At 72.6% G+C, this 14,163-nt stretch carries 12 protein-coding genes; 4 read left to right on the top strand and 8 right to left on the bottom strand.

Annotated elements, in window-relative coordinates; genetic code table 11:
* Positions 1-8: 8 nt before the first annotated feature.
* Genes AB0K02_RS10165 through AB0K02_RS10180 form a run of 4 tightly spaced genes read right to left on the bottom strand, consistent with a single transcriptional unit; the run spans position 9 to position 5,753 of the window.
* Entirely contained in the window at positions 9-2,183 is a 2,175-nt protein-coding gene (locus AB0K02_RS10165) for a 3-hydroxyacyl-CoA dehydrogenase NAD-binding domain-containing protein (RefSeq protein WP_365991904.1), read from the bottom strand.
* 37 nt (positions 2,184-2,220) lie between these two features.
* Positions 2,221-3,435 carry an acetyl-CoA C-acetyltransferase gene (locus AB0K02_RS10170; protein WP_365991905.1) on the bottom strand — a complete coding sequence of 405 codons (1,215 nt, stop codon included), beginning with the start codon at positions 3,433-3,435 and terminating at the stop codon, positions 2,221-2,223.
* A 45-nt stretch (positions 3,436-3,480) separates the two neighbouring features.
* Positions 3,481-4,623, bottom strand: coding sequence for an acyl-CoA dehydrogenase family protein (locus AB0K02_RS10175; protein ID WP_365991906.1), 1,143 nt, complete (start codon positions 4,621-4,623; stop codon positions 3,481-3,483).
* A complete protein-coding gene (locus AB0K02_RS10180; protein WP_365991907.1) occupies positions 4,620-5,753 on the bottom strand; it encodes a CaiB/BaiF CoA-transferase family protein in 1,134 nt (377 codons plus the stop codon). Before AB0K02_RS10180 ends, AB0K02_RS10175 begins: the two co-directional genes overlap by 4 nt.
* Before the next feature lie 231 nt (positions 5,754-5,984).
* Between AB0K02_RS10180 and AB0K02_RS10185 the strand changes: the two genes are divergently transcribed.
* A complete protein-coding gene (locus AB0K02_RS10185; protein WP_365991908.1) occupies positions 5,985-7,184 on the top strand; it encodes a saccharopine dehydrogenase NADP-binding domain-containing protein in 1,200 nt (399 codons plus the stop codon).
* A 482-nt stretch (positions 7,185-7,666) separates the two neighbouring features.
* Here AB0K02_RS10185 and AB0K02_RS10190 read toward each other — a convergent pair whose 3' ends face one another.
* Together AB0K02_RS10190 and AB0K02_RS10195 are read right to left on the bottom strand one after the other, a co-directional pair.
* The gene (locus tag AB0K02_RS10190; protein WP_365991909.1) at positions 7,667-8,365 is read right to left on the bottom strand and encodes an endonuclease V; all 699 of its coding nucleotides are present in this window, start codon (positions 8,363-8,365) and stop codon (positions 7,667-7,669) included.
* A gap of 57 nt (positions 8,366-8,422) precedes the next feature.
* Entirely contained in the window at positions 8,423-8,926 is a 504-nt protein-coding gene (locus tag AB0K02_RS10195) for a hypothetical protein (RefSeq protein ID WP_365991910.1), read from the bottom strand.
* 383 nt (positions 8,927-9,309) lie between these two features.
* On the opposite strand from AB0K02_RS10195, the gene AB0K02_RS10200 reads away from it, so the two are divergent.
* Entirely contained in the window at positions 9,310-9,609 is a 300-nt protein-coding gene (locus AB0K02_RS10200) for a YciI family protein (RefSeq protein ID WP_365991911.1), read from the top strand.
* A 10-nt stretch (positions 9,610-9,619) separates the two neighbouring features.
* Here AB0K02_RS10200 and AB0K02_RS10205 read toward each other — a convergent pair whose 3' ends face one another.
* Positions 9,620-10,723 (bottom strand): oxidoreductase, encoded by a 1,104-nt coding sequence (locus tag AB0K02_RS10205; RefSeq protein ID WP_365991912.1) that lies wholly within the window; start codon positions 10,721-10,723, stop codon positions 9,620-9,622.
* Positions 10,724-10,911: 188 nt separating this feature from the next.
* On the opposite strand from AB0K02_RS10205, the gene AB0K02_RS10210 reads away from it, so the two are divergent.
* Positions 10,912-11,328, top strand: a complete 417-nt coding sequence (locus AB0K02_RS10210) for an SsgA family sporulation/cell division regulator (protein WP_365991913.1) — start codon at positions 10,912-10,914, stop codon at positions 11,326-11,328.
* A 19-nt stretch (positions 11,329-11,347) separates the two neighbouring features.
* Here the strand turns inward: AB0K02_RS10210 and AB0K02_RS10215 are convergent, their stop codons facing one another.
* Positions 11,348-12,172, bottom strand: coding sequence for an isocitrate lyase/phosphoenolpyruvate mutase family protein (locus AB0K02_RS10215; protein ID WP_365991914.1), 825 nt, complete (start codon positions 12,170-12,172; stop codon positions 11,348-11,350).
* A 341-nt stretch (positions 12,173-12,513) separates the two neighbouring features.
* Here AB0K02_RS10215 and AB0K02_RS10220 point away from each other — a divergent pair, with 341 nt between their 5' ends.
* Entirely contained in the window at positions 12,514-14,160 is a 1,647-nt protein-coding gene (locus tag AB0K02_RS10220; protein WP_365991915.1) for an ABC-F family ATP-binding cassette domain-containing protein, read from the top strand.
* Positions 14,161-14,163: the final 3 nt, after the last annotated feature.

The following is a 14,163-nucleotide window of genomic DNA, read 5'->3' on the forward strand; positions in this document are numbered from 1 at the left end:
CGGGCGCGTCAGGCGTCGGTGAAGACCTCGCCCCGCTCCGCCTTCTCCAGCAGCAGCGCGGGCGGCTGGAAGCGCTCGCCGTACCGGTCGGCCAGCTCGCGGGCGCGTGCCACGAAGCCCGTGAGTCCGCCCTCGTAGCCGTTGATGTACTGCAGCACCCCGCCGGTCCAGGCCGGGAAGCCGATGCCCATGATGGAGCCGATGTTGGCGTCGGCGACCGAGGTGAGCACGTTCTCCTCGAGGCAGCGGACGGAGTCCAGCGCCTCGGAGAAGAGCATGCGTTCCTGCATGTCCTCGAACGGGATCCCGGCGTCCTCGCGGGTGAAGTGCTCGCGCAGGCCCGGCCACAGCCCGGCGCGCCCGCCGTCCGCGTCGTAGTCGTAGAAACCGGCGCCGCCGCTGCGGCCGGTGCGGCCGAACTCGTCGACCATCCGGTCGATCACCGCTTCGGCCGGGTGCTCCGTCCAGGTTCCGCCCGCCTCCTCGATCGCGCGCCTGGTCTCGTTGCGGATCTTGCGCGGCAGCGTGAGGGTCAGCTCGTCCATCAGGGAGAGCACCTTGGCCGGGTAGCCGGCCTGGGCCGCGGCCTGCTCGACGGAGACGGGGTCGACGCCCTCTCCGACCATCGCCACGCCCTCGTTGATGAACTGGCCGATGACCCGTGAGGTGAAGAAGCCGCGGGAGTCGTTGACGACGATCGGCGTCTTGTTGATCCGGCGGACCAGGTCGAACGCACGGGCCAGAGCCTCGTCGCCGGTGCGCTCGCCCTTGATGATCTCCACGAGCGGCATCTTGTCGACCGGCGAGAAGAAGTGCAGGCCGATGAAGTCGTCCGGACGCGAGACACCTTCGGCGAGCACCGTGATGGGCAGCGTGGAGGTGTTGGAGCACAGGAGGGCGTCGGGCTCGACGACGTCCTGGATCTCCTGGAACACCTTGTGCTTGAGCGCCGTGTCCTCGAACACCGCCTCGATGACGGCGTCGCAGCCCGCGAGGTCGGCCGCCTCCGCGGTCGGCGTGATGCGGGCGAGGAGTGCGTCCGCCTTCTCCTGGGTGGTACGTCCCCTCGCCACCGCCTTGGCGCACAGCTTCTCCGAGTAGCCCTTGCCCTTCGCGGCGGCCTCGGCCGACACGTCCTTGAGGACCACCTCGATGCCGGCGAGGGCGCAGGAGTAGGCGATGCCCGCGCCCATCATCCCGGCGCCGAGGACGGCGACCTTGCGGACGGTGCGCGGCTCGATGCCGTCGGGACGGCTGCGGCCCGCGTTGACGGCCTGCAGGTCGAAGAAGAACGCCTGTGTCATGTTCTTCGACGTCTGGCCGGTGACCAGCTCCGTGAAGTACCGGGACTCGATGACCTGCGCGGTCTCGAAGTCGACCTGGGAGCCCTCGACGGCGGCCGCGAGGATGTTGCGCGGCGCGGGGTAGGGGGCGCCCGCGGTCTGCTTCTTCAGGTTCGCGGGGAAGGCGGGCAGGTTGGCGGCGAACCTCGGGTTCGACGGGGTACCGCCGGGGATCTTGTAACCCTTGACGTCCCACGGCTGCTGGGAGACCGGGTTGGCGTCGATGAAGGCGCGGGCCTTGGCCAGCATCTCCTCCGGCGTGGCGGCCAGTTCGTGGACCAGGCCGTTCTCCAGCGCGCGCTTCGGCGAGTACTGGGTGCCCTGGACGAGCACCTTCAGCAGGGCGTCGGCGATGCCCATGAGCCGTACGGTGCGGGTGACACCGCCGCCGCCGGGCAGCAGGCCCAGCGTGACCTCGGGGAGGCCGATCTTGGAGCCGGAGACGTCGAGCGCGATGCGGTGGTGGCAGGCGAGGGCGATCTCGTAACCGCCGCCGAGCGCGGCGCCGTTGATGGCGGCGACGACGGGCTTGCCGATGGTCTCGATCCGGCGCAGGGCACGCTTGATGGCCATGCCGCCCTCGAACACGGACTGCGCGTCGTCGGGTCCTGCCTGGATCATCAGCCTCAGGTCACCGCCGGCGAAGAAGGTCTTCTTGGCGGAGGTGACGATGATGCCGCGGATGGAGTCCTGCTCGGCCTCCACGCGGTCGGCGATCGCGGTGACGGAGGCCCGGAAGGCCTCGTTCATGGTGTTGGCGGACTGGTCGGGGTCGTCGAGGACGAGGGTGACGACGCCGGTCTCGTCCTGTTCCCAGCGGATGGTGGTCGACTCGCTCATGGTGGTGGCTGCTCCGTAAGGCGGGAAGGACGGGTGGTCAAAGACGCTCGACGACGGTGGCGATGCCCATGCCGCCGCCCACGCACAGGGTGGCGAGGCCGTACCGCTTGTCCTGGCGCTCCAGTTCGTCGACGAGGGTGCCGAGGATCATCGCGCCGGTCGCGCCGAGCGGGTGGCCCATGGCGATCGCGCCGCCGTTGACGTTGACCTTGTCGAGCGAGAGGCCCATGTCCTGGGCGAAGCGCAGGACGACGCCGGCGAAGGCCTCGTTGATCTCGACGAGGTCGATGTCGTCGATGGTCAGTCCGGCCCGGCCGAGCGCCTTGCGGGTGGCGGGGGCGGGGCCGGTGAGCATGATGGTCGGCTCGGAGCCGGAGACGGCGGCGGAGACGATCCGGGCACGCGGCGTGAGGCCGTAGCGCTCGCCGACCGCCTTGTTGCCGATGGCGACGAGGGCGGCGCCGTCGACGATGCCCGAGGAGTTGCCCGCGTGGTGGACGTGGTCGATCTTCTCCACCCAGTGGTACTTCTGCAGCGCGACGGCGTCGAAGCCGCCGAGCTCGCCGATGTCCGCGAAGGACGGCTTCAGCGCGGCGAGGGAGTCGGCGGTCGTTCCGGGGCGCATGTGCTCGTCGTGGTCGAGGACGACGAGGCCGTTGCGGTCGCGGACCGGGACGACCGAGCGCTCGAAACGGCCGTCCTTCCACGCGGCGGCGGCGCGCTCCTGCGACAGCGCCGCGTACTCGTCGACGTCGCGGCGCGACCAGCCGCCGAGGGTGGCGATCAGGTCGGCGCCGATGCCCTGGGGGACGAAGCCGGTGTCGTAGTTGGTCATCGGGTCCGCGAACCAGGCTCCGCCGTCCGAGGCCATGGGGACGCGCGACATCGACTCGACGCCGCCGGCGAGGACGAGGTCCTCCCAGCCGGAACGGACCTTCATCGCGGCCATGTTGACGGCTTCGAGGCCGGAGGCGCAGAAGCGGTTCTCCTGGACGCCCGCGACCGTGTCGGGCAGTCCGGCGGCGATCGCCGCGATGCGGGCGATGTCGGAACCCTGGTCGCCGACCGGGCCGACGACGCCGAGGACGATGTCGTCGATCGCGGCCGGGTCGAGACCGGGGAAGCGGCGCTCGATCTCGTGGATCAGGCCGACGACGAGGTCGATCGGCTTGGTGCCGTGCAGGGCGCCGTTGGCCTTTCCGCGCCCCCGGGGGGTACGGACGGCGTCGTACACATACGCTTCGGTGCTCACTGTCTGGAGCCTTTCGACGAGGGTGGGCCGTGTGCGGAGGTGGAGTCAGCTGAGCAGCGAGCGGCCGATGATCTCCTTCATGATCTCGGTCGTCCCGCCGTAGATGGTCTGGATGCGGCCGTCGGTGAACGCCTTGGCGACGCGGTACTCGTTCATGTAGCCGTACCCGCCGTGGAGCTGGAGGCACCGGTCGGCGGCGCGCTTCTGCAGCTCGGTCGCCCACCACTTGGCCATGGACGCGTGCACGGCGTCCAGCTCGCCGGCCGCGTGGTCGGCGATGCAGCGGTCGAGGAAGGCGCGGGTGACGGCGCACTCGGTCGCGAGTTCGGCGATCTCGAAGCGGATGTGCTGGAGCCTGGCGAGCGGCCGTCCGAACGCCTCGCGCTCCTTCACGTACGCGGTCGTGATCTCCAGCAGGTGCTCGGCTGCGGCGATCCCGGCGACGGCTATCGCCATCCGCTCCTGCGCCAGATTGGTCATCAGATGGACGAAGGCGCCGTTCAGTTCGCCGAGGAGGTTCTCCTTGGGGACCCGCACGTCGTGGAAGAACAGCTCGGCGGTGTCCTGGGACTTCTGGCCGATCTTGTCGAGGTTCCGGCCGCGTTCGAAGCCCTCCATGCCGCGCTCGACGACGAGCAGCGACAGGCCGTGCGCGCCTCCCTCCGGGGTGGTCTTGGCGACGACGACGACCAGGTCGGCGAGGATCCCGTTGGAGATGAAGGTCTTGGAGCCGTTGAGGATCCAGTGGTCGCCCCGGTCCTCGGCGGCGGTGCGGATGCCCTGGAGGTCGGAGCCCGCGCCCGGTTCGGTCATGGCGATGGCCGTGATGGTCTCGCCGGTGCAGAATCCGGGCAGCCAGCGGCGCTTCTGCTCGTCCGTGGCGAGGGAGGTCAGGTACGGGCCGATGATGTCGTTGTGCAGCCCGATCGCCAGTCCGGGCGCGCCGGCGCGGGTGAACTCCTCGTGCAGCACGGCGGCGTAACGGAAGTCGTCGTTGCCGCCGCCTCCGTACTCCTCCGGCACGGCGAGGCCGAGGAGGCCCTGCCGGCCCGCCGCGCGCCAGGCGTCCCGGCTGACGATGCCGTCCTTCTCCCACTGCTCGTAGTGCGGCAGCACCTCCTTGGCGAGGAAGGTGCGGACGGTCTCGCGGAAAGCCTCGTGCTCGGCGGTGAAGATCTGGCGCTTCAACGGTCCTCCTGCGGATCGGTCAGGGTCACGCCCCAGTCGCGGGCGACCTCCGCCGTGTGCGCGCCGGGCATCGCCGGCGGCCGGGTCACGGCCCCGGGCGTGGCGGAGAACCGCGGCGCGGGCGCGGGCTGGGTGATGCCTCCGTGGTCGGTGAAGGTGCCGCGGGCGGCGATGTGGGGGTGCGCGGGCGCTTCGCGCAGCGAGAGGACGGGCGCGACGCAGGCGTCCGAGCCCTCGAAGACCGCGGTCCACTCGGCGCGGGTACGGGTCCGGAAGCGGGCGGCGATCGCCTCGCGCAGCTCGCCCCAGCGGTCGAAGTCCTTGCGGGCCGGGATCTCGTCCCTGATGCCGAGCAGCTCGGTGAACTCGTCGTAGAACCGCTGCTCCAGCGCGCCGACCGCCATGTACTCGCCGTCGGCCGTCTCGTAGGCGCCGTAGAAGGGGCATCCGCCGTCGAGCAGGTTGGCGCCGCGCCGGTCCTGCCAGCCGCCGGCCGCCATCATGCCGTGGATCATCGTGGCCAGGTGGGCGGCGCCGTCGACGATGGCCGCGTCCACGACCTGGCCGGTGCCGCCCTCGGTGCGCGCGTGCTGGAGGGCGGCGAGCACGCCGATGACGAGGTAGAGCGAGCCGCCCGCGTAGTCGCCGACCAGGTTGGCGGGGACGACGGGCGGCTCGCCGTCCTTGCCGATCATGGAGAGCGTGCCGGTGAGGGCGATGTAGCCGATGTCGTGGCCGGCCCGGTGGGCGAGCGGTCCCTCCTGTCCCCAGCCGGTCATCCGCCCGTAGACCAGCCGCGGATTACGGGCCAGGCACACGTCCGGGCCGACGCCGAGCCGTTCGGCGACGCCGGGGCGGTAGCCCTCGATCAGCACGTCCGCCCGCTCGACCAGGTCGAGGACCCGGCCGGGCCCGTCCTCGGCCTTGAGGTCGATCAGCACCGAGCGCTTGTTGCGGTTGGTGAGGTCGTAGGCCGGATCGATACCGAGTCCCGCACCGCCGGGGCGGTCGATCCGCACGACGTCGGCCCCGAGGTCGGCCAGGAGCATGGCGGCGAACGGGCCGGGGCCGATGCCCGCCAGTTCCACCACGCGAACCCCGGCCAGCGGGCCGTTCATTGACGCTGCCATCCAGCCCCCAGCAGTGTGACACAACTGATGTAACACCAGTGATGGTAAGAACGTGTCCCACTCCGCACAAGGGTTTCGGGAGAGCAAGCGCTTAGAAGTGCGGACAACCCAGGTTACCGATGGGAAACGCTTCTTCTGCGGGGCCGCGCGGCGCGCTAGCCTCAGCCACCGACATCGGCGTTCTGGCCCCGGGCCCTGATCCGCCGGACAGCCCCGAGGGCGGAGGAGCCATTGGACAGCCAGAACGGGACCGGCCGCGCGCAGCGCCCGTACGACATCGTGCTCTACGGGGCGACCGGGTTCGTCGGACAGCTCACCGCCGAGTACCTGGCACGGAACGCGCCGGCCGGCTGCCGGTGGGCGATCGCCGGCCGCAGCCGGGCGAAGCTGGAGCGGCTGCGCGAGCGCCTCGCCGTCATCGAGCCCTCGTGCGCGGACCTCCCCCTGGTCGAGGCCGACGCCGACGCTCCCCGCGCACTGCGGGAAATGGCCGCCTCCGCACGTGTCGTCGCGACGACGGTCGGCCCCTACGTGCTGTACGGCGAGCCTCTGGTGGCGGCGTGCGCCGACGCCGGGACGGACTACGCGGACCTCACGGGCGAGCCCGAGTTCGTGGACGCGATGTTCGTACGCCACGACGCGCGCGCCCGCGAGACCGGCGCGCGCCTCGTCCACGCCTGCGGCTTCGATTCCGTCCCGCACGACCTGGGCGCCTTCTTCACGGTGCGGCAGCTGCCCGAGGGGGTGCCGCTGACGGTCGACGGGTTCGTCAGCTCCCACGCGATGTTCTCCGGCGGGACCATGGCCTCGGCGCTCACCGCGATGGCGCGCGGCCGCGAGACGCTGCGCGCCGCGCGCGAGCGCCGGCTGCACGAGCCGCGCCTGGTCGGGCGGCGCGCCCGCGCACCGCTGGGAGCGCCGCACTTCAACCGGGAGACGGGCACGTGGGCGCTGCCGCTGCCGACGATCGACCGGCAGATCGTGGCGCGTTCTGCGCGCGCGCTGGAGCGTTACGGCCCCGACTTCCGCTACCGCCACTACGCGGCGGTCAAGACGCTCCCGATGGCACTCGCCGGCCCGGCGGCCGTGGGCGCGGGCTTCGCCCTCGCCCAGCTCCCGGCCGCCCGGCAGGCGCTGATGCGGCGTTACGCCCCCGGCGACGGCCCGAGCGCCGAGCGCCGCGCCGAGAGCTGGTTCTCGATCCGCTTCGTCGGCGAGGGCGGCGGACGCCGCGTGTTCACGGAGGTGACGGGCGGCGACCCGGGCTACGACGAGACGGCGAAGATTCTCGCGGAGTCGGCGATGTCCCTGGTGTCCGACGCGCTGCCGAGGACTTCGGGTCAGGTGACGCCGGTGGTGGCGATGGGTGAGGCGTTGCTGAAACGCCTGGAGGGGGCGGGGATCCGGTTCCGGGTGGCGCACGCGCGGTAGGAGTGCGGCGGGGTGTCCGCTGCGTGTCCCCCCCGTCCCTTCCCGCCCCGGGCTCCGCCCGTCCCCGAATACCCCGCGCGGGGGCACCGGCGGCCGCTCGCGTCGGACGCCACGGCCGGGTCGCCCCGACGACGCCGGCGCTGAGCGCGGCGCCGGAGACGGCCCGCGCGCCCGGCGCCAGCCACGCCTCGAACGCCGGCGGGGCTGGAGTTGCCTGCCAGGCGCGGCGCGTGCCCGTGGTCCCGGAGGCCGCGGGCGGAGCCCGAGGGGCGTCCGGGGCGGGCGGAGCCGGACGGTTTCCGCGCGAGCGCCAGTACCTGCCGGCGGCGGAGCCCGGCCGGGGCGGACCCGGCCAACGCCCGAAAGGCGCCCGGGGCCGAGTACCAGCGAACCGAACGGAGTCCGCCGGGCCCGGCCAACGGCCCCGGGGCGTCGGGGCCTGCACCGGTATCGGGAGGGGGCGGCTCCGCGCAGTGGTCCCCTCAGGAACCGCCCGAGACCTCCCTCAGCGCCCGCCTGCACAGAGCATCCGCACGCCGCGTCGATTCGGGTATGCGGAAGTCACGCGCCAGATGCAGCGCATGCGCGCACGCCGATTCCAGAGTCACCCGGTGTCCCGCCGAGACGAAGACGGGCTTCACGCCGTCCCGCGTACGCAGCGCCCTGCCCACCTCCTCCCCGTCGTCCGCCACGAGCGGCGTGAAGTCACCGCGCGACGGGCCCGGTTCGGCGTAGGTGAAGACGAACGGGTTCTTGGCGACGCCGAGCACCGGCAGCCCGGTCAGCACCCCCAGGTGGCTCGCGAGCCCGAACCTCCGGGGATGCGCACGGCCGTAGCCGTCGCAGACGACCAGACCGGGGTCGGACGTGAGGGAGGCGAGCGCGGCCAGCACCGTCGGGAGCTCGCGGAAGGCGAGGAGCCCGGGAACGTACGGGAAGGAGACCCGGCCGATCGCGGTGGCCTCCTCCACCACGGTCAGCGTCGCCGCGTCCAGCACGACCGCCGCCGCGGCGACGACGTCGCGTTCGTCGTCGTACGCCACGTCGACGCCGGTCACCGGACCGGTGCCGACCGGTGGGCCCGGCTCGTCCAGGACGACGCGCGTGCGCAGTTCGTCCTGGACGGCCAGGGCCTCTTCTTCGTTCACGGGCCAGCCGGCGGGCGCTTCGACGATCTTCATGGTGCCGCCCACCCTAGGGCCTCCGGTGCTGCTGCGCGGACGCCCTTCGAAGGGTGCTCACAGCGAGGTGAGGCCGTCGAAGAAGTCGGAGACGGCACCGGGGCGTCCGGGCTTCAGGAGCTTCTCGAAGACGGTCAGGACCAGTTCGTCGGTCTCGTCCAGGACACCGTGCTCGTCGCGGCTGACGGTGCCGCGGCGGCGGCGGAAGGACGCGATCCGGGTGCCGTCCCGCATCGCGTCGGCGCGGGAGGACCCGGTGTGGACGAACGCGTAGCGCCGACCGTGGACAAGCGCATGACCGGTCTTCTTCCGACGGCGGTGACCGTGGCCCTTGCCGTCGCTGACGAAGGCCTGCTCGTCGTGCGGTTCCAGCGCGATGGGGGCGCGTTCGCTGCCGGGCAGAGACGGCCCGAGGCCCCCGGATTGCTCCACGGGCGCCGTCGCCACCGAGCCGTGGACTCGCCCGGCGTGATCGATCACGTCGACGCGCGTGCGTGCTTCGTCGGCCTCGATGCGCCAACCGCTGCGGGTCGGCCGACGCCAGAGGGGGATGTCCGTCATGGTCACAGTCTCTCAAGCGGCCGGAACGCGTCGCAGGCCACGAGGCTCCTGCGGGAACCGCCTCACCGTCGCGCAGGGGGCCTGGGCGGTGAGCGGCGTGACGGCCAGGGCGGCGGCACCGGTGGCTGCCGGCACAGTCTTCATCAACCGGCGCGGCATGAACCTCTTCCCCGCCCTCTTCTTCACCTGGCTCTGCCGGGCACAGAGCACTTCCCGCCGCGCGGCGCTGACTATCGCCCTGTCCGCGTGTGCGACGGCCGCACTCTCATGGATCGCGGACGCGGACGCCCGCCGGGCCGGTTCCCGACGCGCGGGGACCAGCGGTGGCGCGGCGCGAGAGAGCGTGATCCCGCCGGCAGGGCACGCCCGGTAACCTGACGATCATGTTTGTGATGGAACTGACCTACACGGCGCCGATCGAGCGCGTCGAGGAGCTCCTCGACGCGCACGTCGAGTGGCTGGACGCGCTCTACGAGGAGGGCGTGTTCATCGCCTCCGGCCGCAAGAACCCGCGCGACGGCGGTGTGATCCTCGCCGTCGGGGACGACCGCGCGCGGATCGAGCGGATCGCGGCGGCCGACCCCTTCGTCATGGGCGAGGTGTGCACGTACCGGATCACGGAGTTCATCGCGACCAAGACCGCTCCCGGACTCGCCGCGTACCGGCAGCAGTTGCCGTCGTAGCCCCGCCCGGTCAGAACTCCAGGCGCGCGACCCTGCCCTTCTCGCCCGACGCCCAGCACCCGAAGTCCGGGGTGCAGTCGACGGTGTCGAAGGACCCGCTGTCCACGGTGCGCCAGGTGCGGCCGCCGTCGACGGTGAGGTCCGTACCGGTCGGGCCGACGGCGAGGGCGGCCGACTTCAGGTGCGGCAGCCACGCGACGCCCGAGCGGTACGCGGGCGGCGGTGCCGCCGCCTGGCGCCAGCTGCGCCCGCCGTCCGCCGTGACGGCCGCGGCCCGGGGGGATGCCTCGCCGCTGCGGTAGTCGCCGCCGACGGCGATGCCGTGCTCGCGGTCGCGGAAGGCGAGGGCGAAGACCCCGCGCGCCGGATTACCGGCCGGCACGGTCGACTCGGCGACGCTCCAGTTCAGTCCGCGGTCGGCGGAGTGCAGGACCCTGGCCGTGGCGCCTCCCCCGGTGGCCAGCCACACGTCCTTGGGGCCGGCGGAGACCAGGCACTGGCCGCTCGCGGCGAAGCCCGCCTCGCCCGGCAGGGCGGCCGGCATGCCGTCGCTCGGCAGCACCTTCCAGGACCGGCCCCCGTCTCCGGTGGACAGGATCCGGTACTTGCCGTCGACGGGGTCGCTCATGGCCAGCCCGTGGCGGTGGTCGAAGAAGGTGACGCAGTCGTAGAAGGCGCGCGGATCGGTGTTGCGGAACGACTCGGCCCAGGTCTCACCGCCGTCGTGGGTGCGCAGGACCCGCGACGCCTCCCCTTCTCCGATGGCGAGAACGACGGCCCGGCGGGCGTCGAACGCCTCGATGTCGCGGAACTCCAGCTCCCCCGCCCCCGGCGGCGAGACGTTCAGCCAGCTACGGCCGCCGTCAGCCGTGCGCAGCACCGTCCCCTTGGATCCCGCCACCCACGCCACCTCGCGGCTGACGGGCGCGAGGCCCCGGAAACGCACCTCGCTCCCGGTCTCCTTCAGCTTCCAGGCGGGCGTCGCCACGGCCACGCGCGTGTCCGCCTCCGCGGCCGGCCGGGCCGCCTGTGCCGGTACGGCGAGCACCGCGGAAACCGCAGCCGCGCACAGCCCCACCGACACCGTTCGTCTCGTCTTCCCCTTGGACGTCATGGCGCCGGAAGCTAGCCCACGCGCCCCCTGCCGTCCAGAGTGCGAGACGCGCCGCGGGACGGGGCCGGGGCGGTGACACAGCTCACTCAACACCCGGATGCACGGATTCCGTTGCGCCGGCGTCTTCGGTGGTGCCCGGGAGCCCCGGGCCGGACGATTCCACCGAGCCGCACACGAAGGAGCGGGCCTTGTCCACCGTCATCGAACAGGCCGTCCAGGTCCGCCTCGTCGCCTCCGCACCCCGCTTGGAGTCGGTTCCGGCGACGCTGCACTACGACCGCCGGGACCCCTTCGCCGTGCGTATCGACTTCCCGGCTCCGGCGACGCTGGAGGGCGCCGACATCTCGTGGACCTTCTCGCGCGAGCTGCTGGCGAAGGGCGTGCGCACCGCGGCCGGCGTGGGCGACGTCCGCGTGCGGCCGTACGGCTACCACCGCACGGTGCTGGAGTTCCACGCCGCCGAGGGGACCGCGGTGGTGCACATCGGCACCGGTGAGCTGCTCCGCTTCCTCGACCGGGCACTGACCCTGGTGCCGGCGGGCAGCGAGCATCTGTACCTGGACCTCGACCACGACCTCGCCGAGCTGCTGGGCGACGCCCGCTGACCCTCCCCCTGCCAGACGCCTATCGGTCGCTCCGGCGCTCCCCCATCAGGGCGTTGAGCCGCCCGTAGTCCTCACCGTCGGCCAGCGCCGTGTACGTGCCCGTCTCCAGCAGCTCGGCGGCGGCACGGCGCACCACGGCGTGAGCCGCCTGGGCGATCCCCGACCCGACGCTGACACGCGCCGCTCCGAGCCGGCCCAGCTCGGCGGCGTCGGGCGCGCCCGGACCGGCCATCACGTTCAGCGGCGCGTCGATCCCCTTGGCCAGCGCCTCCACGGTGCCCGGGTCGACCACGCCCGGTACGAAGATCCCGTCCGCTCCGGCGGCGACGCAGGCCGCGGCCCGCCGGAGCGTCTCGTCCAGCCGGTCCGCCTCCGCGCCGATCCCCGCGAGGTAGACGTCGATGCGGGCGTTGACGAAGAGCGGGACGTCCGCCGCGTCGGCAGCGGCCCGCGCCGCCGCGATCCGGCGGACGTGCTCGTCGGCCGGGCGCGAACCGTCCTCGATGTTGACGCCCACGGCGCCCGCGTCCAGCACGGCGCGCACGGTGGCGGCGACGCCGTCGGCGTCGGCCGCGTAACCTCCTTCGATGTCCGCCGTGACCGGCACGCCGACGGCCGAGGCGATACGCGCCACCTGGGCGAGGGCCTCGGTCCCCGCCAGCCGGTCGCCGTCGGCGGTGCCGAGGTCCCAGGCGACGCCGGCGCTGGTGGTGGCGATCGCCGCGGCGCCCGCGTCCTCGATGATCCGGGCGCTCGCCGTGTCCCAGGCGTTGGGGAGCAGCAGCGGGCGGCCGGTGGTGTGCAGGGCGTGGAAGCGGCGGGCGAGGTCACGAAGGTTCGTCATGCCCCCCACCCAATCAGTGGGCCCCCGGCCGTGGCTGGCAGTTTTCCGACATCAACGCGGGCGGGCCCGGCGGCCGGTAAATGCTTTGACAGCCCGGCGGGCCGGTCTCTAGCGTGTGCGACGGTTCTGTTGTCGTCGATCGGAGTAGGACGTTGCTCGTCTGAGGTCACGAGACACCGTGCGGCCCGGCCTGTGCCGGCGTGCGCGTGTGCGACCTCGACGCTCTGCCGTCCGTCTTTCCGCCCGACCGGGACCTCCTTCTCGTTCCCGTACGGCTCCGTCGCCACGTGTCCCGGTGTCTCCACCGTTGCCCCGCCCCTTCCACGCGACCGGAGACCCGTATGCCACTCACCCCGACCTTCCTCACCTGTTCCTCCCTCGGCTTCGCCTGGCCGGACGGCACGCAGGTGTTCGACGACTTCCAGCTCGCCGTCGGCCCCGGCCGTACGGGCCTGATCGGCCTCAACGGATCGGGCAAGTCCACCCTGTTGAAGCTGATCGCCGGCGACCTCGTCCCCGTGTCCGGCACGGTCCGGGTTGCCGGCGAGGTCGGGTACCTGCCGCAGAACCTGGTCCTCCACACGGGCCTGCGCGTCGACGAGGTGCTCGGCATCGCCGCCACCCGCGCGGCGCTGCACGCCATCGAGGGCGGTGATCCGAGCGAGGAGCACTTCACCGCGGTCGGCGACGACTGGGACGTCGAGGAGCGCGCCCGCGCGGCGCTCGACCAGCTCGGCCTCGGGCACATCGGCCTGGACCGCACCATCGGCGAGGTGTCCGGCGGCGAGGGCGTCCTGCTGCGGCTGGCGGCCCTGCTGCTGGCCCGGCCGGACGTGCTGCTGCTCGACGAACCGACCAACAACCTCGACCTGTACGCGCGCCGCAGGCTCTACGACGCGGTCACCGCCTGGTCCGGGGTCATGGTGGTCGTCAGCCACGACCGCGAACTCCTCGAGCGCGTCGACCAGATCGCCGACCTGCGCGACGGCGAGGTGAGCTGGTACGGCGGCAACTTCACCGCGTACGAGCAGGCGCTCGCCGTCGAACAGGAGGCGGCGGAGCGGATGGTGCGCGTGGCGGAGGCAGACGTTCAGCGACAGAAGCGCGAACTGGCCGAAGCGCAGGTGAAGTTGGCGCGCCGCAAGCGGTACGGGCAGAAGATGTGGGACAGCAAGCGGGAGCCCAAGATCGTGATGGGGGCCCGCAAGCGGGCCGCGCAGGAGTCGGCCGGCAAGCACCGCATCATGCACACGGAACGGCTCGCGGAGGCACGGGAACGCCTCGACGAGGCCGCGGTGGCCGTGCGGGACGACGACGAGATCCGCATCGAGCTGCCGCACACCACCGTCCACCCCGGGCGCGGGGTGCTGCGGCTGAGCGGACTGCGCCTGCGGTACGGCGCCGAGATCCCGGGCGAGCTGGAGGTGCGCGGGCCCGAGCGCATCGCCCTGGTCGGGCGCAACGGCGCGGGCAAGACGACGCTGCTGCGCACCATCACCGGGGAGCTCGCGCCGGTCGCCGGCGAGGCGGTAGCGGAGGTTCCGCTGCGCTTCCTGCCCCAGCGCCTCGATCTGCTCGACGACGGCCTGAGCGTGGTCGAGAACGTGGCCCGCTTCGCGCCGGGCGCGACGAACAACGCGATCCGGGCCAAACTCGCGCGCTTCCTGTTCCGCGGGGCGCTCGCCGACCAGCCCGCGGGGACACTGTCGGGCGGTGAGCGCTTCAGGGCCGCCCTCGCCGCCCTGATGCTGGCCGAGCCCGCGCCGCAGCTGCTCATGCTGGACGAGCCGACGAACAACCTCGACATGGCGAGCGTGCGGCGGCTGACGGCGGCGCTGGAGTCCTACGAGGGCGCGCTGATCGTGGCGAGCCACGACGTGGCGTTCCTGGAGTCGATCGGCGTCACCCGTCGGCTGCTCCTGGACGGCGAGGGGCTGCGGGACATCTCGGCCCACGAGCTGGGTGCGGAGGCGTTCCCGGAGGGCTGAGGA

Source organism: Streptomyces sp. NPDC049597 (assembly GCF_040675505.1).
In the GTDB taxonomy this organism is placed as follows: Bacteria; Actinomycetota; Actinomycetes; order Streptomycetales; family Streptomycetaceae; genus Streptomyces.